Source organism: Lewinella cohaerens DSM 23179 (genome assembly GCF_000379805.1).
GTDB lineage: Bacteria > Bacteroidota > Bacteroidia > Chitinophagales > Saprospiraceae > Lewinella > Lewinella cohaerens.
Genome location: NZ_KB903565.1, coordinates 94198 through 113200, shown reverse-complemented (window position 1 = coordinate 113200; position 19003 = coordinate 94198). Strand labels below are relative to the sequence as shown.

At 46.4% G+C, this 19003-nt stretch carries 15 protein-coding genes; 6 read left to right on the top strand and 9 right to left on the bottom strand.

The annotated features are described in order from the left end of the window. Nucleotides 1–6: 6 nt before the first annotated feature. From A3EU_RS0121845 to A3EU_RS0121835, 3 genes are all read right to left on the bottom strand, one after another. The gene (locus A3EU_RS0121845) at nucleotides 7–2235 is read right to left on the bottom strand and encodes a RelA/SpoT family protein (RefSeq protein WP_020538336.1); all 2229 of its coding nucleotides are present in this window, start codon (nucleotides 2233–2235) and stop codon (nucleotides 7–9) included. 131 nt (nucleotides 2236–2366) lie between these two features. After that, nucleotides 2367–3650: an amidohydrolase family protein gene (locus tag A3EU_RS0121840; RefSeq protein WP_020538335.1), complete on the bottom strand. Its 1284-nt coding sequence runs from the start codon at nucleotides 3648–3650 to the stop codon at nucleotides 2367–2369. 68 nt (nucleotides 3651–3718) lie between these two features. After that, on the bottom strand, nucleotides 3719–6691 hold the full coding sequence (locus A3EU_RS0121835) for an amidohydrolase family protein (protein ID WP_020538334.1): 2973 nt from the start codon (nucleotides 6689–6691) through the stop codon (nucleotides 3719–3721). Nucleotides 6692–6889: 198 nt separating this feature from the next. Here A3EU_RS0121835 and A3EU_RS0121830 point away from each other — a divergent pair, with 198 nt between their 5' ends. The 6 genes from A3EU_RS0121830 to A3EU_RS34365 all read left to right on the top strand — a co-directional run bounded on the left by A3EU_RS0121830 (nucleotide 6890) and on the right by A3EU_RS34365 (nucleotide 14176). Then, nucleotides 6890–8887, top strand: a complete 1998-nt coding sequence (locus A3EU_RS0121830; RefSeq protein WP_020538333.1) for a DUF3857 domain-containing protein — start codon at nucleotides 6890–6892, stop codon at nucleotides 8885–8887. Nucleotides 8888–8927: 40 nt separating this feature from the next. Further along, complete coding sequence (locus A3EU_RS0121825) at nucleotides 8928–10805, top strand: DUF3857 domain-containing protein (RefSeq protein ID WP_020538332.1); 1878 nt, start codon at nucleotides 8928–8930, stop codon at nucleotides 10803–10805. A 48-nt stretch (nucleotides 10806–10853) separates the two neighbouring features. After that, entirely contained in the window at nucleotides 10854–11603 is a 750-nt protein-coding gene (locus A3EU_RS0121820) for a phosphoglycerol geranylgeranyltransferase (protein WP_020538331.1), read from the top strand. Continuing rightward, nucleotides 11603–12724: a VWA domain-containing protein gene (locus tag A3EU_RS0121815; protein WP_020538330.1), complete on the top strand. Its 1122-nt coding sequence runs from the start codon at nucleotides 11603–11605 to the stop codon at nucleotides 12722–12724. The genes A3EU_RS0121820 and A3EU_RS0121815 overlap by 1 nt, the downstream gene beginning before the upstream one ends. Nucleotides 12725–12856: 132 nt before the next feature. Beyond that, complete coding sequence (locus tag A3EU_RS0121810) at nucleotides 12857–13954, top strand: hypothetical protein (RefSeq protein ID WP_020538329.1); 1098 nt, start codon at nucleotides 12857–12859, stop codon at nucleotides 13952–13954. A 72-nt stretch (nucleotides 13955–14026) separates the two neighbouring features. Beyond that, nucleotides 14027–14176, top strand: a complete 150-nt coding sequence (locus A3EU_RS34365) for a hypothetical protein (protein WP_020538328.1) — start codon at nucleotides 14027–14029, stop codon at nucleotides 14174–14176. Nucleotides 14177–14235: 59 nt separating this feature from the next. On the opposite strand, the gene A3EU_RS0121800 is transcribed toward A3EU_RS34365, so the two are convergent. From A3EU_RS0121800 to A3EU_RS33170, 6 genes are all read right to left on the bottom strand, one after another. After that, the gene (locus A3EU_RS0121800) at nucleotides 14236–14739 is read right to left on the bottom strand and encodes a flavin reductase family protein (RefSeq protein WP_020538327.1); all 504 of its coding nucleotides are present in this window, start codon (nucleotides 14737–14739) and stop codon (nucleotides 14236–14238) included. A 2-nt stretch (nucleotides 14740–14741) separates the two neighbouring features. Further along, nucleotides 14742–15032, bottom strand: a complete 291-nt coding sequence (locus tag A3EU_RS0121795) for a hypothetical protein (protein WP_020538326.1) — start codon at nucleotides 15030–15032, stop codon at nucleotides 14742–14744. Continuing rightward, nucleotides 15032–15235 carry a hypothetical protein gene (locus A3EU_RS0121790; protein ID WP_020538325.1) on the bottom strand — a complete coding sequence of 68 codons (204 nt, stop codon included), beginning with the start codon at nucleotides 15233–15235 and terminating at the stop codon, nucleotides 15032–15034. The genes A3EU_RS0121795 and A3EU_RS0121790 overlap by 1 nt, the downstream gene beginning before the upstream one ends. Before the next feature lie 100 nt (nucleotides 15236–15335). Beyond that, on the bottom strand, nucleotides 15336–16088 hold the full coding sequence (locus A3EU_RS0121785) for an SDR family NAD(P)-dependent oxidoreductase (protein WP_020538324.1): 753 nt from the start codon (nucleotides 16086–16088) through the stop codon (nucleotides 15336–15338). Between the two features lie 263 nt (nucleotides 16089–16351). Continuing rightward, complete coding sequence (locus A3EU_RS0121780) at nucleotides 16352–18376, bottom strand: NADPH-dependent 2,4-dienoyl-CoA reductase (RefSeq protein WP_026211527.1); 2025 nt, start codon at nucleotides 18374–18376, stop codon at nucleotides 16352–16354. Between the two features lie 78 nt (nucleotides 18377–18454). After that, complete coding sequence (locus A3EU_RS33170; RefSeq protein WP_020538322.1) at nucleotides 18455–18895, bottom strand: DUF2141 domain-containing protein; 441 nt, start codon at nucleotides 18893–18895, stop codon at nucleotides 18455–18457. Between the last annotated feature and the right edge of the window lie 108 nt (nucleotides 18896–19003).

The window sequence follows — 19003 nt, the reverse complement described above, 5'->3', positions numbered from 1 at the left end:
ACAAGTCTACTCTACTCTAGTAACAGTTGAGATGTTCGACAAGTTTTTCAACGCCCTGGTTGCCTGATTCAGTTGGTCGGTATTCGCAACAATAAGACTTAGCTCTGACTCGAAGAAACCTTCTGTACCCGCAATATTAAGTGAGCGGATATTCAAGCCCATTAGAGAAATCTGATGCGTCAGTCGCTCGATTACTCCGGGGCCATCATCAATACCCGTGATTTTAAGCTTCGTCACAAAATTCGTCTGTGGCATATCACTGGACCAATCTGCTTTCATGATCCGATAACCATAATTGACCATCAGGTTAGTTGCATTCGGGCAATTGATACGGTGAATTTTCAAACCTGCATTGGCTGTAAGATAAGCAAATATCTTATCCCCTTGCACCGGGTTACAGCAGGTTGCCAAGGCGTAATCATACTGATCTCCGGGTTCCCCGTTGATCATAAGCCGCGGATGGCTACCAGTATCTTTACGAGGGCGCTTAATGACGACAACTTCTTTCTTCGGCACTTCTACCGGAGGTAGTTCTACCAGTTTAAGCTTGCCATGATCCGGTTTGAACTTTTTGAAAATTTCGGTAACCGTAATACTATTCATTGCGATGGCGAAGTAAAGATCTACATGACTGTTTAGCTTGTAGTGTTTTACCAGCGTCTCCATCGCATCTTCATAGGACTGTATCCGCAGGTTTTTGAACTTTCGCTCTAATGCTTCCCGGCCAAGTTCACCTTTACGACGGCGCTCTTCCTTCATGGCAGAGCGTATCTTGGCTTTAGCCTTCCCGGTAGTCACCAGCTTGAGCCAGCTCTCTGAAGGTTTCTGATTGTTACTGGTGACAACCTCTATTCGGTCGCCATTTTTCAGCATCCGCCCCATCGGGACAATCTGATTGTCGATTTTGATGGCCGTGCAGTGATAGCCAACATCCGAGTGGATACTAAAAGCAAAGTCTAATGCCGTTGCGCCTTTCGGCAAAACCCGTGGATCTCCTTTAGGCGTGTAAACATATACTTCCTCGTTAAAAAGACTATTCGACTTGAAACTATCCAGAAACTCTACGGGGGTGTCCTCGGGGTCCTCTAGTATTTCCCGTACACTATCCAACCACCGTTCGAATACATCATCCGAATTATTCACGCCCTTGTACTTCCAGTGTGCAGCAAACCCTCGTTCTGCGATTTCGTCCATCCGCTCCGAGCGAATTTGAACTTCTACAAAACGCCCGGCAGGACCCACCACTGTAGTATGCAACGACTCGTAACCATTGGCCTTGGGCGTCGTTATCCAATCTTTCAGGCGCTCCGTAATGGGTTTATGTACATCGGTAACGATACTGTACGTCTGCCAGCAGTATAATTTCTCCTTCTTTGGTGGCACATCCAAAATTATCCTGACCGCAAAAAGGTCATAAATCTCTTCAAAAGCGACATCCTTGTTTTTCAACTTATTCCAAATAGAATAAATTGATTTCGCGCGGCCAAAAATCCGGTATTTGATACCTATTTCGTCAAGTTGTCCTTTGAGCGGAGCTATGAAGGACTCAATGTAGGCCTCCCGGCTACTTTTAGTTTCCTGTAGCTTTTGAGCAATAGAAAAATAGTCTTCCGCATCCGTGATCTTCATACACAGATCAAGAAATTCTGTACGGAAAGCATATAAGCCCAGACGATGAGCCAAGGGCGCGTAGATATAACTGGTTTCGGCAGCAATTTTCAACTGCTTGTGCGGAGGCATAGCCCCCAGGGTACGCATATTGTGCAGGCGATCGGCCATTTTTATGAGCACGATGCGCACATCTTCAACCAGTGTACTAAGTACCTTTTTGAAATTCTCGGCTTGCGGGCTATCGGAGTTATAAGCACCATCTAGTTTGGTGAGGCCGTCTACCATTTTGGTGATCTGCGGACCAAACTGGTCTTGTAAATCCGTCAGTGTGATGTCCGTATCTTCTACTACATCATGAAGTAAAGCCGCTACAATAGCAGTAGGACCCAAGCCGATCTCTTCTGCACAAATCCGTGCTACTGCGATTGGGTGGAGAATATAAGGCTCTCCCGACTTTCGGCGTTGAGCAGCATGTGCTTCTACCGCCAATTCATACGCTCCCCGGATATTCTTCTGGTCCGTCTCGTCCATATCAGACTTGATAGAACGCAGCAAGTGCCGGTACGCATTCTGAATCAGCTTCTTTTCTTCCTCTTCCTCTGTTGTTGTTATTTCTTCTATCATCCGTATCCCGCTAATAGAGCCTATTCATTGCTCTTTTGAATTCACTGTTTAAAAACATAATAGGTTTGGCTCAAGAGAACCAAACCTATTATAACAAATATAAGACTTGAAAAGATTAAAAGCGAGTTTTTCTACTTTTGTCGCTGGTACTTCGTCTGAAAACGGCGATACAGTTGATCCTGCTTGTTATCCAGGTCTACCTTTCGGCCGTCGATAAACGCATGTTCTACGACACTGGTGCGCATGTCCAATACATCACCAGAGGTAATAATTAAGGACGCATCCTTGCCTACTTCTAATGATCCAATACGATCTGCAACACCCAGAATACTAGCGGCATCCAGCGTAAGCGCTTGAATAGCCTTCTCATAAGGCAAACCATAAGCTACGGCTGTTCCTGCCTGAAAAGGAAGGTTGCGCTGCTGCCAGAATCCCTCGTTGCTCAAGCAAAACTGTACGCCTGCTTCATGTAATGCAGCAGGTGTTTTAAAAGGCTGATCTACATCACTATCCAGGGTACCGGGTAAAGCGTGAGTAGGCCCCAGGACAACAGGCACCTTGTATTCCCTCAGTAACTCCGTTACCAGATAGCTTTCTTCACCACCGACGATCACTAGGTCAAGGTCAAATTTCTTGCCTAAAAGAATGGCCTGTTCAATATCCTTTGCCAAGTTGGCGTGGACAAACAAGCGCTGCTTTCCATTAAACAATCCACAAGCTGAAGCTAAACGAAGATTAGGTTCCCGGTCAGCACCAGCGCAATAAGCTTGTGCCTGGCGAAGGAAGTCCTCTACACTTTGAACTTGTTCAGCATAGCGCTCGTTTTTGGTCCAGGTTCCTTGCCGCCAGCTATAGCTACGACGACGAGGCCAGTTTAGGTGATGGCCATCATCTGCCAGTACAGCAGCATCCTCCCAGTTCCAGGCATCCAATTGTACGATACTCGATTGTCCGGAAAGAGCACCTCCCTGAGGGGTAACCTGGGCAAAAAGCACACCACGAGAACGTACTGTTGGTGTAACCTGCGAGTCGGTATTATAGGCTACCAGCGAACGAGCATTGGGATTCAGATATCCCGTTTCTGCGTTATCACGGGTGGCACTTACTGCCGCAATCTCTACAATACCAAGCTGGGTATTGGGAGCAATCAGGCCGGGGTATATGTGTTTTCCCGTACCATCGACTACTTCATGATCACTTAAATCCACTTTAGCAGAAGCACGATCAACTCTGGTAATTTTCCCTTGATCAAAGGTGACCAGGGCGTTCTCAATCACTTCCCCATTGCCTAAATGGGCAGTGCCGCCAACGATGGCGATGGGTTTGGCTTGTACTGCTCCCGGCACGGGGGGCTGGGCCATTAGCAAACTGCTCAGCAGCGTGGCGAACAGTAAGAATATATGTTTTAATTGCATGATTTTTTATTTTTAAACAATGCTGGATAGACGCTGATGTCTTGATTAATGTGGACGTAACACAACGACTATCGTCCCTCGTCGTCTTCCGTATCACAGTGGTAATGGCGTTGTCCACGGCCTTTAGCAGGCTGGGTTTTGGCACCACCTTCTTTTGCATCCAGCATTTTTTGGATCAAGGCATTGCGTTCGTCTTGTAGAGCGGCCCGACGGGTTACGTCTTCGTCCATATCATAGAACTTGATACCATCTACGTAGGTGTGCTTCGCACGGGCATAAACGGATAGTGGATTATCTGTCCAAATTACAATATCAGCGTCTTTACCTACTTTCAGGCTACCCACTTTATCGTCAATATGCAGCAGCTTTGCGGGGTTAAGCGTTACAAACTTCAGGGCTTCTTCTTCAGAAACGCCACCAAAAAGAACAGCTTTTGCTGCTTCCTGATTCAAGCGACGAGCCATTTCTGCATCATCAGAATTGAACGCTACTGTCACGCCTTGCTCGTGCATGATAGCACCGTTGTAGGGGATCGCATCAACGACCTCAAACTTGTATGCCCACCAATCAGAGAAAGAAGAACCACCGGCGCCATGCTCCGCCATCTTGTCGGCCACTTTGTAACCTTCCAGAATGTGTGTAAAGGTATTCACGCGGAAGCCAAAGCGATCCGCTACCTTCAAGAGCATATTGATCTCGCCTTGCTGGTAAGAATGGCAGGTAATAAAGCGCTCGCCATTCAGGATCTCCAAGAGGGTTTCTAATTCCAAATCGCGGCGTACTTTCTCACCCCGATCAATGGCTTCACCATACGCGCGAGCTTCTGTAAAGTAGTTTTCAAAAACCTGCTCTACCCCCATACGGGTTTGCGGATAACGGATGCCATAAGAATTACTCCGGTTAGACTGCTTTACATTTTCCCCCAACGCAAATTTGATAAACCCGGGAGCACCGGCAAATTTCATCTCTTCCGGCGTATAGCCCCAACGCAGCTTAATCAACGCCGACTGGCCGCCAATAGGGTTTGCAGAACCGTGCAATAACTGAGAAGTCGTAACACCGCCAGACAACTGTCGATAAATATCAACATCTGTAGCATCCACTACATCGGCAATGCTTACTTCGGCAGTACTTTCCTGTGAGCTTTCGTTCACACCACGACTGATAGCAATATGGCTGTGTTCGTCAATGATACCAGGTGTAACGTGCATACCTTCACCATCAATTTCAATAGCTCCACGTGGGCCGCGAATACTGCCGCCAACTTGTGCAATCTTGCCGTTTTGCAGCATAATATCTGCCTTCTCCAGGATACCACTTTCTTCGTTGGTCCAAAGCGTTGCATTACGGATAATCACCGTTTCTGCTTGAGGGCGACTGGTCCAGCCAAAGGCACCATAAGGCGCTGTTTGTTGGCTCACCATAGCTGTAGCTGCAGTTTCCTTTCCTTCTTTTTCTTCGGCAGCAGCTTGGCCGCCAGTCTTTTCAGCTTCCCAGTTGATCCAGGCTCCCGTTGGGTCTTGGCCACGGCCGCGCCACATATCTCCGTCTACCAATCCGCTGAGGCGCATCAAACCTGCACCTTTGTCCTGAGGGAAAGACAAGGTAATCAACCCACCGTCCTCGCTGTATTTTACATCGAGCTCGGTTTCTTCATCAATTTTTATTTTGGCTCCTTTTGCACCTACCGTCATGTTGTAAGCGCGGGATCCTGCTTTCAGCGTGTAGTCGCCCGTAAGGTCATGGGCAGGCAGTGCATCCATCACATGGGGCTTACCTTGCACCCAATTGTGGTGAATCTTCGTTCCTTTAGCAAAAAGCGGCGCCGAAGTGATCAGGAAGTTTGCCCACTTTCCTGTAGCCAGCGTACCCGCTTCTTCGGAAATTCCCAATAATGTGGCAGGAGTTTCGGTAAGCGCGCGCAGAGCGTCTGCTTCAGAAAGGCCACTTTCGATGGCTTTGCGCAAAGCGCCGAAGAAATCGCTGCTCTTTTTATGACCGTCAGCGGTAATGGCAAACTTGATGCCTGCTTCCGCCATTTTCGCAGGGTTGGTTGGCGCCATTTCCCAATGCCGAAGCTGAGTAAGGCTCAACTGGTGCGCATCATAAGGATCGGTAACATCGTAAGCATCCGGAAAATCAAGTGGAAGGATGAACGTAGCACCCGACTGTTTCATTTCTGCTATTCGCTGATATTCATCGCCTGATCCTTTGATGATATATTTTTTACCAAATTCTTTGGCAAGTACTTGTGCACGTAATACTTCCTGCCAATCAGAGACTGCAAAAATTTGAGGAAGCGCCTGCACATCATTCCAAGCTTCCAGTGATAGGTTGGTACCTTCTTCATCTGTATCTTGGTACCACGCTGCGTCGATATACGTTTGCCGTAACAAGGCCATGACGCCCATCAGAGAATTGGGGTACGACTGTGTGGAAACTCCTTTACTGAAAGAAAGATAATGAGCACCTTCTGACTTAATGATTACCTCATTTGCCCGTTCTTCACCAAGGCTTACGACCACCGATGATCCTCGACTGATGCCATCTTGCTGAAGTGAAGACACCACTCCGAAGCCAAAGCCACGTAAGTTTTTAGCGGCTTTTCCATCTGGCGTGAAATACTCGTGAGCACGAAACTCTGGCTTCAGTGCTTCGTTCCAACCATAAGCCCCCTCTTTGTTTGATAACATTTGGGGTTGCTGGCGGGGGCGTTCTCCTACCGATTTCGCCTCAGGCAAGCCATATTCGGCATACATATCAATGAGCGAAGGGTAAATGTATTTGCCCTCAGCATCTACCTCTACTGCGCCTTCAGGGACACTACCATTCGGTGTGATACTAACAATACGCCCTTCTTTGATAACAAGGGTAGCATTTTTTATTTCTGATCCCGCTTGGGGAATTACCGTAGCATTTGTAAAAGCGTACCAGCCATCACGCTGATCTTTTACACCATTGTACGGGAAGGTAACTTGTGCCAGCACGGTACCGCAGCACCATAGCAACAAGGCCACCAAAATTGTGGTTTGTTTTTTCATACTAGAACATTAGAATTAGACGTGGATCTTAATTAAGGGTTTGCCGAGGTGTTTTTCTTGCAAAAAAAATACCTCAACAAAAAATTCCGAACAAGCTCTAAGTTAACCTTAGCTCAGGAAAAAAGTTATTATCTTTCGCTATAATTAGTGCAATTATTTAAGTTTTCTCTCTTTCTCTCTAAATTTTTTCGCGCTACCATGACTTTATTCCGCCTAATTTCCTGGGTGTTTTTCACCTTTTTTATTCAGTGTGTTTCGTCGGCTCAATCTTTTGAGTGGCCGTTAATTCCTTATCAGGAATTGGAGATGACGCATTGCCCTCACGATAGTAGTGCTGCCGCTGTTATTCTTTATCAAAAGGATGATATTGATGTCAACTCTTCACGGACAAACAACGACAATTCGATCAACCTTATCCATAAAAGGGTCAAAATTCTAAAGGAAGCTGCGATCCACGACGACACCTACACGAACTACTATCTTTATTATAGTGACAACAACGTCCTTAAACGCATTGGTGGTGTCATTAGAAGCCTCAAAGCTAGGGTCATCGCTCCGGATGGCACTTTCACCGAACTTACAGACAAAGACTTCTTTTTCTCGAAAGAGGACGACGATGTAAAAAAGGNAACCATAGCCTTTCCAAATGTTACCAAGGGGTGCATCATTGAATACATCGCTGACTTACGGTCTTCTAAGGTACTGATGCCTAATTGGCAATTTTTTGAAGAAACCCCAATCATGAGGGCAGACTACCGCTTTAATCACAGCAAAGACTTGGGCTTTGTTAGTTTATTACGTGGAATCGATAACTTCAAGCGGGAACAACTAGGACCAGATACAGATATCTACACCTCCAAAGGGACGACTTTAAGTCGTAATGGCTATAATTTTTCTTTACAAAATGCTCCTGCATTAAAAGACGAACCCTACATAACTACTCCGGAAGATTACAGCCCCTTATTCCAAATACAGCTGACCCAGGTGCAAATCTCAGACAACCGTGCCCGCGAATACTTTGGAGACTGGCCCGATCTGGCAGAATACCTTTTTGAATCCTACGGATTTGGAAAAACCTACTTTCAACGCACCCGTTATAACAAGCTTGCAAAACTTAGCGAAACAGTTGTCAATGCTGACGCTGATGACCTCACTCAAATACAACAAATCTTCACATTCATCACCGAAAACATTCGATGGAACAGCAACTACGGCATCTTTGCCAACGACTTTTCTGACGATGCTATGTATACCAGTACAGCGAACCTTGCAACGGTGCAGTTTTCGGGATTGGCACTATTACGGCATTATGGTATTGAGGCCTACCCCGTTATTTCATCTACTCGCGCTCACGGGCAAATGACACGCACCTTTCCTTTGCTTCGTCAATTCAACTATGTGGTCATATTAGCAATGGTAGACGGTAAGGGAAAACTCATCGATTTTGCTAACCCATTGTTCGCCCCAGGTATAATCAATCCCAAAGCATTAAATCATGAAGGTTTTCTGGTACACGACGAGAAAGAACAATCCCGCTGGATTGACATTCTCTTGCCTACCTCACAATCAATCATAAACATAGAAGCCCAACTCAGTGACGACGGCACCCTCTATGGCGAAGTAAACAGCACTTTCAATGGCTACCAAGCATTAAACTACCGTTTAACATTAAATGAAATCGGTAGTAAAATAGACTTCCAAAATGCCTGGAACAATGATTTTCCAACCACTATTGAACTTACTGATTTTTCCGTAGTAGAACCTCAGAACAGTAATATTGATTTATTAACGAGCACTAAATTCACTGTCGAAGAGGCCGGATTTTTAAACGAAGATTTCCTTTATTTCTCCCCTCTTGTGTACTCTAGTTTTCGAGAAAATCCTTTCAAAAAAGAAGCACGCACTTATCCTGTCGACTTCTCTTACCCTTTTGAGGAACGGTCTATTTATAATATCCAGTTGCCAGAAGGCTATACGGTAGAACAACTCCCAGAACGACTTTTACTAAATCTACCCAATCGTTCAGCCTCTGTTCAGTTTATGGCCGCAGAAAAGGAGGGTGTTTTAAAATTACTTTACAAAATAAAAATTGATCAATTGATTTTCTCTCCAGAGGAGTATCCTGCCTTAAGAGATTTATTTGATCAACTGGCGCAAAAAATGCAGGAACAGATTGTGTTGAGAAAAACAGAATAACTCACAGACATTGCAGTGCAATGGAGTAAAAATAAAACCCATGAGAACCTTACTTATCCTCCTTTTTCTGGCATTCACCCAACTATCGCTACAAGCCCAGTTGGATAACAAAGCGCTTTTGGAACATGCCAACGAAATCATTGAATCCGAGGGCCAGCTGGAAATCATCAACTCGTCAGAGGCTATTTATTCAGAGAAGAAGCGTATCATCATTCTCAACAAAGAAAGTAAAGCCAATGCCTTTGCTGTTTTCTATGATCCGGACAATAAAATCATGAACCTTGATGCCGATATCTATGACCTTAGTGGTACTCCTATCCGAAAAGTCCGTAAATCTGAAATTCGTGATGTTGCAGCTGTAGATGGGGTAAGTATTTATACCGAAAACCGCGTCCAATACATTGAGCTCAATCACTCTGAGTATCCATATATTCTAGAGTTCAGCTACCGCCAAAAGCTGAAAGGCCTAAGCTTCGCAGCAGGCCAAAACTGGTACTTTCAGGATCGGGCTTCTTCTGCGGTTACCTCTTCTACCTATGAAATTATTGTTCCCGACGATTTAGACATCCAGTATCAGTTGTACAACATGGAACTGGAACCTACCATTACGAACAGGGAGTCCGAAAAAGTTTACCGCTGGGAGGCCAAAAACATTCCAGCTATTAAATTTGAGCCTTATGACATCCCGGTACATCGCCAGATTCCCATTTTACGCATCAGTCCCAGTAAATTTGAAATTGATGGTTACAGCGGCAGTATGCAGAGTTGGCAAGATTATGGTGGCTTTTTACAACAACTTTGGGTCGATCGCGATCAATTGCCCACCGAATTAAAAGAACAAATCCGTGAGCTTACCGCTGATACCGAGGATACCAAAGAAAAAATTACCCGCCTCTATCGTCTTATGCAAGAAAACAAGCGATACGTGAGCGTACAACTGGGTATCGGCGGTTGGCAGCCTTTCACCGCCGAATACGTGGAAGAACGTGGTTACGGCGATTGCAAAGCACTGAGTAATTATATGAAAGCCATGCTCCATGAAATTGGAGTGGAAAGTTATCCAGTCATTGTTAAGGCTGGCGGGCATCATCCTTATGAAGTCGAAGACGACTTTGTAGACCCTGCATTCAACCACGCGATCCTTTATGTGCCCAGCGAAGATATGTGGCTGGAATGTACCAGTTCCATCAATCCCCCCGGTTACCTTGGGGAGTTTTGTAATGACCGCAAAGTCCTCCTCGTGACACCCGAGGGCGGCCAACTGGCTCGGACGCCAAAATTAAGTACAGCGGAAAACAATGCTAACGAACAATTCACCGTCGACCTCGCCGCCGACGGAAGTGCAACCCTACAATACGAAGCACTCTTGAGGGGCATCTCACATGAAGATTGGCGCTATTACCAATTCGCCTATTCGCCAAAAGACATTGAAGATAAAATTCGTAATATCGGCAAGTTACCCACACTGAGTCTGAATGATGTAAATATCGCTAATGACCCCAACCTTCCTCAAAACACTCTTTCTTTCAATGCTACAGCCAATCGCTACGCTTCCCGCGCAGGAAAGCGGCTTTTTGTTCCCATGAACCTGATCTGCCCTCGCACTTACGTGCCCGACGCTGTGGAAAATCGCCAGTATCCGGTAATGATTTCCCACGGCTACACCGAAGAAGCAACGATCACCTTTAATCTTCCAAGTGGTTATAAAACCGAAAGCCTACCACAGTCTCAGTTGCTGGAGACGCCTTTCGGAAGATATGAAACGATGGTTAGCGAAGCAGAAGGAACGGTAACGCTACAGCGTAACTATCAAATGTATGACCAAGAGCATTCGGCCGAAGCATACGAAGCTTTTCGCGAATTCCTGATGACTGTTGCCAAGCATGATGCCAGTAAGATGGTCTTGGTTAGTGAATAGATTCTGCTATATTTGCTAAGAGCTTAAATCTACACACAAGGCTAATCTATGATCTACCCATCCCTCCTCGATGCTCGCCGTAAGGGCGAGAAGCAATTAGCCGTGCTAATCGACCCTGATAAAACCGACCGCAAACTGATCACACGGCTGTGTGAACTGGCAGAACGCGGTGGCGTCCACTATTTCCTCTGGGGCGGAAGCCTCGTCAATGAAACGCAAGCCGAATATTACCTTTCGTTTCTGCGAGCACATACCAAACTGCCGATCATCCTGTTCCCTGGAAGTATTTACCAACTGTCGGCACAGGCGGATGCACTCTTATTTTTGTCTATGATTTCGGGCCGTAATCCGGAATTACTCATTGGGCAACACGTGCTGGCTGCTCCGCGAGTCAAACGTCTCAACCTAGAAGTGATCCCTACCGGCTATCTATACATCGACGGTGGTACCACCAGTTCAGTAGGTTACATGAGTAATACCCAGCCTATCCCGGCCAACAAACCAGAAATTGCTCAGGCAACCGCACTAGCAGGTAAGTACCTCGGGCATCGCCTGATTTACCTGGATGCTGGTAGTGGTGCTAAAAATCCGGTCAACGCGACCATGATCAAAGCTGTGCGTAAAGAAATCGACGACCTGCCTCTCATTGTCGGTGGTGGAATTCGTCATCCCGAGCAAGCCGCAATGGCGCTCAGTGCAGGTGCCGATTGTATTGTCGTAGGCAATAGCCTGGAGGAAAGCCCTGATCTTTTGCCCGAATTAGCCGCAGTAGTCAAAGGAATGACCGTACAATCTTAATGAGCACCCCTCCTGAACATTTGCAAAAATGGCGACTCATCCTGGGCGCTAAAGCTGATCCCGACGGAGAGGTAGAAATGGGCGAGAAGCTCCAAGGAATGAGCAATACCCTTGATGCACTTTATGACAGTGAGAAAAAAGGCGGATTGGGAAACTCTGTCCCAAACGTCAACCGATGGCTTGGCGATATTCGTCGCTTCTTCCCCCGGTCGGTCGTACAAATTATGCAAAGAGATGCCCTCGAACGGTTGGGCCTCAACCGAATGCTACTGGAACCGGAGTTACTAGCTGCCGTAGAACCAGATGTCCATTTGGTAGGCACACTGCTTAGTTTAGCAAAAATATTGCCAGATCGAAGCCGGGAAACCGCTCGTCAGCTGGTCCGACAAGTAACAAAGGAGTTGGAAAAGCGACTCCGCCAGCCCTTGCTGCAAGCTATTCGTGGCAGTCTCCATCGTGCCGCTCGCACCCGACGGCCACGGCCCGGAGATATCGACTGGAAACAGACCATCCTGAAGAACCTCAAACATTACCAGCCGAAATACAAGAGTATCATCCCGGCAGAATTACGTGGCTACGCTCGCCGGCAGCAACAACTACGACACCTTATTTTATTGATTGACCAAAGCGGATCGATGGCGGAAAGTGTGGTTCATGCCGGTGTATTGAGCTGTATCATGGCCAGCCTACGCAGCATCAAAACTCAGGTGATCGCCTTTGACACCAATGTTGTTGACCTTACGGAACACCTGACCGACCCCGTAGAGCTACTTTTCGCTACTCAACTAGGAGGAGGTACCGATATTAATCGTGCGCTGACCTACGTAGAACCGCTCGTCAGCCGACCGCGAGACACCATTATAGTATTGCTTAGCGATTTATTTGAAGGCGGGAATGTCAGCGAAATGTTTCGGCGGATTGCACGCCTACAAGCGACCGGACTGCAATTCATCTGCCTACTTGCACTGAGCGACGAAGGGGCTGGAGCCTATGATCATGGCCATGCTCAGCAACTTGGCCAAATGGGCATCCCTACTTTTGCAGCTACGCCCGATCAGTTTCCTGAGATTATGGCGGCGGCTATTCAGCGGGAGTCGTTAAGCCGGTTTAATGTAGCATAAATTCCTTTTCCGCAAGGGCAACGAACTCCTATGTCGGCCCATTACCAATTTCCACGGTAGCTAGTGCCAAACAAAGGTTCCACCGTCCTGTTTACTTGGCGCAATTAATCCATCACTAAAACGCTCCTAGCTATGCGCTCCCGCACCATGATCTCTCTGGGTATTCTTTTGACGTTACTGAGCTGGTTTTCTTCGCACCTATTCGGACAGCAAATTGATCCAGCTACCTTGCCAGCGGTAGAAGACTACGTAGTGGTTAAGTCCAATCCGGATGCCGATACGGTTATCCTGGCCCTCCAGGGTGGTCCAACGCCCGTATTATTACCAACAGAATTCACTTACGTGGAAAGCATTTCTACCTTTTCGGTAATTGAGGTTAAGAAATACGAAATGCTGGAACCCATTCTACAAAATACTGAACTCACTTTTGCGGAGGCGGTTGCGGCTAACGATACTACGGCTGCTCTGATAGAAAAGGCGGTACAGTTCTACCGGGGGCAGGGTAAGTTTGTAGTGTTGTACGGGCATTCCTGGGGCGCAATTATACTCGGGGAATACTTGGATGATTACGGCCTGGCTAGTGTAGACAAGATGGTCATCATGGAGGGGCGTCTGAGCATGCAGCTGGAGTTTGTGGAGTATATGATGGAGGGCTACTTGCCGAATTTCGACCTTGGAGATAGCATTGTTCTGGCCACCCCTATCAACGCTTTTCCACAATCATTACTTACGCTGAGTGCTGCTGCTCTGTCTAATCGTTGGTTAGATTCGTTAGCGGCCTTGAACCTTGAAAAAGTGCTGTATACCTACGGCGAATACGACTTCAATTCAGGCGCTTTACTGCCCGAAGAGGTAGCCTTTTTGGAAAATGGTGGGGCCGAGGTATTATTTATCCCAATGGGAATGCACGGTGATGTTTTTGCGGTAGCGTACCAGGAAGAAGTTGTCCGGTTTATCCGTGAGGATATAAGTACGTCTACGGAGCAGCTACCTGACCGGAATGACCGCTTGAAATTATTTCCTACGCTAGCCGAAAGCTGGGTGCAAATCGAAACACCACAGAACGGTCAACTTTGGATTTACGGTAGTGGCGGGCAACTGGTCTACGAGAAGAATACAACCAGTCCGTCACTTCAATTAGATATTTCTACTTTCCCGAAAGGTCGGTATTATGTGATCTGGCAAAAAGCATCACAGGAGAGGTCGACTGCTGGTTTTATTGTGCAGTAGTTTCCCTTCTGCTCGGCATCCTAAGTGCTTATAAAGCAGCTTTAGTACTTTACGAAAAACCATTGGTAAAGTATGGAAGAACCACGCGCAGCAGCTGGGGCAAATGGGCATTCCTACCTTTGCAGCTACGCCCGACCAATTTCCGGAGATTATGGCGGCGGCTATTCAGCGGGAGAATTTGGGGAGATTTCAAAAATAGAAATTCCGAATACTAACGAATAGTATTCGGAATAACTCAATTCTAAAGATAGGTGAATAAATTTCTCATCACCGCTAACTTACTACCCTGCAATATCTGCTAGGGTGTAAGTGGGTCCTGTTTCTTTGCTACAGATCGGCTGGCTATTTCCTGCAACCACATTGGTAGATATTACCGTACCAATATGGAGGGTATGGTCTCCGTTATTGATGCTTCTTTCAACCTTGCACGTAAAATATCCTAAGGTACCTTCTAAGATAAGAGCATGATCTTTTTTAATAAAAGGAACGCCATTTATCTTACCCTCCGCAATTTGGGAGTTTCCAGAGAATTTTTCAATCCAATCCTCCTGACCCTCTTTCAGTAAATGTACCGTGAAGTGCTCGCTATAATCGATGGTTTCATTCAATTCAGCCTTCAAGCCAATAGCAACGCCAATCATTGGGGGCTCAAAAGAAAGCTGACTGAGCCAGTTGACCGTACCCGCAGCGAGATAATCTTTTTCGCGCGTTTTGAGTTCGTCGCCTGGCTTAAGTGCCGTTACGATATAGTGACCATAGATTAATTTATTGAGAAGAATTTGCATAACTAGGATAGTATAGCTTTGAGGGTGAAGAGATAATTATGGATAGAAAAACGACCATTTTTGCAACTAAACCATCTCTTATCATTCAAATAAAATGAAATTTTTTGGTCGATAGCTTGGGAAGCTTTCCGTAACAGTCGGAACACCTTGATTTTACTCATTGGGATGTTATCAACCGCCCGGAGGTTGCTGAGACGGAGTACCAGATTTTGTTGATCCGTAGTTTCTATTTGGATACTTGCTCCCTCTGATTGTAAGAGGAAAGCTGCCGTAAGATGTACTTTAGCTTTCACTAGCTTGACTTTTCGGCAGTGGTAATGGTGAGTTTACCATTCATTTTCCACTCTGTTTTGCGCTCTGATCCTACTTTTTGGGGCACTTCTAAAGAGAAGTCTTCAAAATTATAAGAGATTTCAGCGTTGCGCTCGGTGAGTCGATCGTAAAGACCAATAGCTAGGTCTGGCCAGGTTTCGATTTTACTAGTTTCGGTTGACATTTTTTTATTAATTAGTTTAATAATGCAACTTTGAAACTCATCTGCAACCGCCTATGTTTGCTACATTTTCATTTTTTATTGAAAACATGAAAAGTTACTACTACACACTCTGCCCCCCATCAATCGGCAAAGCAAGTCCCGTAATAAAACTAGAGGCCGGATCACACAACCAGGTAATGGCGTTGACGATATCTTCTACTTCCCCAAAGCGCCGCAACGGGATGGTTCGCAATAATTTTTGATCAATGCCTTCCACGCTGGCAAAAAGTTTGTCGACCAGTGGTGTTTGCGTGAAGACCGGGCAAATTGCGTTCACCCGGATGCCGTAGCGTGCACCTTCCAGCGCAGCGGTTTTCGACATTCCAATGACGGCGTGTTTACTGGCCGTATATGCTAATTGATTAGGCAAACCACGCATCCCAGCAATAGAACTTACATTGACAATACAGCCACTTTTCTGTGCTTCCATCAAGCGAAACTGCTCTTTCATACAATAGAAAACACCACTTTGATTAACAGCCAAAACCTTGTCCCAGTCGGCGAGTTCCAGCTGGCGAGTACTGGCCATTGGCCCACCAATACCCGCATTATTAAGACCAATATCTATCCGTCCAAAATGTTTTTCTGCCAGAGAAACCGCTTGCTGTACCGAGGCGTAATCCGCAACATTACAGTACGTAAATACGGCATCGGTACCCGCATTACGCAGGGTTTCCGCCAAAGCTTCGCCTTCTTCCGTCTGGATATCTGCCAGTAATAATTTTGCACCTTCTTTGGCAAACGCTTGAGCAGCGGCTTTACCAATACCCGAAGCGGCTCCGGTGATAAATACAACTTGGTCTTGAAAACGCATGTAATGGGGGTTTGATAAAATTAATCGAAACTTCTCCAGAGGGCACCTTTCCTTGAAGTCGTATAGAGACAAGTCGCTTCGCTCCTTTCAGGTAGAGTGTAGAGAGATTAATAATCTGCTGGTCGTCTCCTGAGCAGCATTGCAGACACACGCTGGTCCGGAGACTAGCAGGATATTTCAAGCCGGTTAAAGAATCGTTTCTACTAGCGTATACATCTCTCTACCCTCTACCAAAGGGGCGGTGCAACCGCCACGCATCCCTTCTACAGCTCAGCCACCAGGCGAGCCGCCTGATCAATCGCGAATTTAGCATCCAACTCTTTTGCTTCAAAAGCACCGCCAATCAGGTGAACCTTCAAGCCACCTTGCTCCAGCTGAACTTGTAATTCCCGCAATGGCTCCTGGCCTGCGCAGATAACTACATGATCAACGGGAAGTATTTGGGGCACATCATTAACTAAGATGTGTAAACCTTCATCATCGACTTTCTGGTAAGTGACTTGGGAAACCATTTTAACGGCTTTCATTTTCAAGCTGGCGCGGTGTGCCCAACCGGTAGTTTTACCCAGGTTTTTTCCGTGCTTACCAGTAGATCGCTTCAGTAGGTAAATTTCACGAGGAGAAGGTTCTGGCTGGGCTGGCATCAAGGCACCACCCGTCTTCATTGCCATATCTACACCCCATTCCTCCATGTATTTTTCGGTATCCAGACTTGGCGACTCTCCTTCATGAGAGAGATATTCAGCCATATCAAAACCAATGCCGCCAGCACCAATGATGGCAACTTTTTTGCCTACCTCTTTCTGACGATAGAGTACATCGATGTAACTAAGCACCTTTGGGTGATCTTGCCCAGATAACTCAATATCTCGTGGCGTAACGCCAGTTGCGAGAATAACTTCGTCATAACCTCCGGCCAATAACTGCTCCGCCGTAGCACGCGTATTCAAATGTAGATTGACGCCCGTCAACTCTATCTGGCGACCAAAGTAACGGAGTGTTTCTTCAAATTCTTCCTTTCCAGGAATGCGTTTAGCCATATTAAATTGCCCACCAATCTGGCCTTCACCTTCGAAAAGGTCAACAGTATGGCCTCGCTCAGCAGCAATAGTAGAGGCTGCTAAACCAGCAGGGCCTGCACCAATCACGGCAATTTTTTTCTTATCAACCGCTGGTAAGTAATTAAGTTCCGTTTCGTGACAAGCACGTGGATTAACCAAGCAGGAACAGATTTTCATCTCAAAAGTATGATCCAGACAGGCCTGATTACAACCAATACAAGTGTTGATTTCATCTACCCGGCCTTCCATGGTTTTCTTTACTAATTCGGCATCTGCGAGGAAAGGTCTGGCCATCGAGACCATATCAGCATCTCCTTTCGCAAGAATATCTTCCGCAATACCTGGCATGTTGATCCGATTGACGGCCACCAGGGGTACGTTTACTTCGCCTTTAAGTTTGCCCGTTACCCAGCTGAACCCACCACGGGGTACGCGGGTAGCGATGGTGGGAACGCGTGCTTCATGCCAGCCAATCCCGGTATTGATGATGGTTGCACCGGCAGCTTCAATCGCTTTAGCCAGTTGTACGACTTCCTCCCAGGTGCTTCCGCCCTCCACCAAGTCCAACATAGACAGGCGGTAGATGATGATGAAATTTTCACCAACAGCAGCCCTAACCTTACGGACAATCTCTACTGGAAAACGCATCCGATTCTCATAAGAGCCACCCCAATCATCTTCCCGATGATTGGTACGCTTAACGATAAACTGGTTGATAAGATAGCCTTCAGAACCCATCACTTCTACCCCATGGTACCCGGCCTCTTGGGCCAGCACTGCACACTTGGCGTAGTCGTCAATGGTGCGCTCGATATCTTCACTCGTTAGTTCACGGGGTTTGAAAAAATTGATGGGGGCCTGCAAGGCCGATGGTGCCACAATTTTGGGATGGTAACCATAACGCCCTGAGTGCAAAATCTGCATACAAATAGTACCACCTTCTGCTCGAACAGCATCTGTGATAAGTTTGTGCTTGGCCACTTCTTCGGCATTGGTCAGCATTGCAGAATGTGGGCCAACACAGCCTTCTTCATTAGGGGAAATCCCCCCTGTCACTATCAGACCGACTTGCCCTTTTGCCCGTTCAGCATAAAAAACCGCGGCGCGCGGAAAACCTCCGGGGGCCTCTTCAAGCATCGTATGCATAGACCCCATCAAAACCCGGTTTTTTAATTGTATAAAACCAAGATCGAGAGGGGCAAGAAGGTGAGAATGAGCAGTAGACATAATTTAGTTATTTCTTCCGTTTGAGGATGCGAAAGATAACTCATTTTTGCCGCCCTAGCGAATTTTCGCTTCGATTAATCACTGATCCCACCATGTTTTCAGGTTGGCAAAAACCGTCTTATGTGATTGGTATAAACCAACTTTTACCTCTGAGAACTTGGGGAGTCGCCATTTAGACGAAATAGGGCGTGAAAATGCGAAAGGCTCTTCTGGAACGCCCAGCCAATTGACATCCAGCTCACCATTATTATTGAGGTCATGAAAAAGTGCCACGGCATAATCGCCGTAATCCAGATCATTGAGATAAATGTGCTTGTCTTTGAAATCTTTCACCTCAATAGCCTCAAGATGTGCTTGATCCTTATCTAGAAAAGCTTCTTCTGAGGCATAAATACCAATCCAAAGTGTACCGTAATTGTGTTCGATATCATTAATGGCCAACTCCATACTTCCCGCAGCAGGGCGGTTCATACCCAAAAGTAGCAAAGCACTGGCTAACAGTAATAAGTAGTGTCGCATCTAATTTGATTTTGTCTTCTTTTACAAAGGGTATAGTAAAGACAAAAATCAAGTTTAGGTAGTTGCCAATTTGGTTGTCCGCGGCTTGACAAGAGAGCTTGTTTGCAG

What these genes read in the sequence shown, in the direction of transcription:
- A3EU_RS0121825 (WP_020538332.1), top strand. Translation starts at nt 8,928, where the DNA reads ATGAGAACCTTACTTATCCTCCTTTTTCTGGCATTCACCCAACTATCG.
- A3EU_RS0121790 (WP_020538325.1), bottom strand. Translation starts at nt 15,235, where the DNA reads ATGTCAACCGAAACTAGTAAAATCGAAACCTGGCCAGACCTAGCTATT.
- A3EU_RS0121800 (WP_020538327.1), bottom strand. Translation starts at nt 14,739, where the DNA reads ATGCAAATTCTTCTCAATAAATTAATCTATGGTCACTATATCGTAACG.
- A3EU_RS33170 (WP_020538322.1), bottom strand. Translation starts at nt 18,895, where the DNA reads ATGCGACACTACTTATTACTGTTAGCCAGTGCTTTGCTACTTTTGGGT.
- A3EU_RS0121785 (WP_020538324.1), bottom strand. Translation starts at nt 16,088, where the DNA reads ATGCGTTTTCAAGACCAAGTTGTATTTATCACCGGAGCCGCTTCGGGT.
- A3EU_RS34365 (WP_020538328.1), top strand. Translation starts at nt 14,027, where the DNA reads ATGGAAGAACCACGCGCAGCAGCTGGGGCAAATGGGCATTCCTACCTT.
- A3EU_RS0121780 (WP_026211527.1), bottom strand. Translation starts at nt 18,376, where the DNA reads ATGTCTACTGCTCATTCTCACCTTCTTGCCCCTCTCGATCTTGGTTTT.
- A3EU_RS0121815 (WP_020538330.1), top strand. Translation starts at nt 11,603, where the DNA reads ATGAGCACCCCTCCTGAACATTTGCAAAAATGGCGACTCATCCTGGGC.
- A3EU_RS0121810 (WP_020538329.1), top strand. Translation starts at nt 12,857, where the DNA reads ATGCGCTCCCGCACCATGATCTCTCTGGGTATTCTTTTGACGTTACTG.
- A3EU_RS0121840 (WP_020538335.1), bottom strand. Translation starts at nt 3,650, where the DNA reads ATGCAATTAAAACATATATTCTTACTGTTCGCCACGCTGCTGAGCAGT.
- A3EU_RS0121835 (WP_020538334.1), bottom strand. Translation starts at nt 6,691, where the DNA reads ATGAAAAAACAAACCACAATTTTGGTGGCCTTGTTGCTATGGTGCTGC.
- A3EU_RS0121845 (WP_020538336.1), bottom strand. Translation starts at nt 2,235, where the DNA reads ATGATAGAAGAAATAACAACAACAGAGGAAGAGGAAGAAAAGAAGCTG.
- A3EU_RS0121820 (WP_020538331.1), top strand. Translation starts at nt 10,854, where the DNA reads ATGATCTACCCATCCCTCCTCGATGCTCGCCGTAAGGGCGAGAAGCAA.